Source organism: Collinsella sp. AF15-51 (genome assembly GCF_003462845.1).
Classification (GTDB): domain Bacteria; phylum Actinomycetota; class Coriobacteriia; order Coriobacteriales; family Coriobacteriaceae; genus Collinsella.
Map to the genome: position 1 here is coordinate 1 of NZ_QRYG01000046.1, position 865 is coordinate 865.

The 865-nt window shown below is 58.2% G+C and carries 1 rRNA gene; it reads left to right on the forward strand.

The window, feature by feature from the left end:
- Positions 1 to 178 precede the first annotated feature (178 nt).
- A 5S ribosomal RNA gene (rrf, locus tag DWW51_RS10160) occupies positions 179 to 294 on the forward strand.
- The last annotated feature ends 571 nt before the right edge of the window (positions 295 to 865 follow it).

The following is an 865-nucleotide window of genomic DNA, read 5'->3' on the forward strand; positions in this document are numbered from 1 at the left end:
GCCGCACTAATCGCCCGAGCTCTTCCGGAACCGCACCTCGCGGCCCGCGGGACTTCGCGCTCGAAAGCGCGGTCCGGGCACGAGGATGCCCCCGAGTCAGATCTTTCCTATGCGCCATGCGGCCCCCAGGGCACGTAGATGAGACCCAGGACACCGTAACGGTGGGCGCCGCCCACCGGTCAGCGGCCAGAGCATGGGGGGCACGCCCGGTCCCGTTCCGAACCCGGAAGCTAAGCCCCATCGCGCCGAGAGTACTGCGGGGTGAGCCCGTGGGAGGCCAGGGCGCCGCTGACCGGTGGACGGCACCGAGCCGTCGCAAGACTTGAAGAAGGGGGAGGCCTCGCGGCCTCCCCCTTTTTTGCGTTTTATAAGCTAACATTTGCCCTTTCTGTTTTAGGCGTGCTCGGATTGACTTTGGTCGAGGGCATCGTTGTTGCTCGCGGTGAGGTAGAGCCGATCTTTTTGTTTATGTCGCTTTCTGGTGGCGCTCAGCCGGCTCCGGGGTTCTGTCGCCACGTATATCCGGACGGATCTTTTGCTCCTTATTTCCAGTAAATCAATTAAGGGGCGTTGTTTCAATCAAATACACTCCGCCAGCGGGGGCTCTATCTAATTAGTGATAGAGCCCCCGCTGGCGTTTTATAGGTTTGTTAACGTTGTCCTTCAATTTATGATGGGCTAACTAGCGGAGACCGACGAGGGTATAAAGATGCTATGTCTACAGTGGACAGCAAGATTCCCGAGGTCATACGGTCTGTCCGAGGTTTATGACCATATGTGCGACTCTGAGCAACTTGGAGCCCAGTTAATTAATTTGTGAACAAAATATGGAGTGCGCGATTCCCGCCCCCGGCGCCCCTCCGGT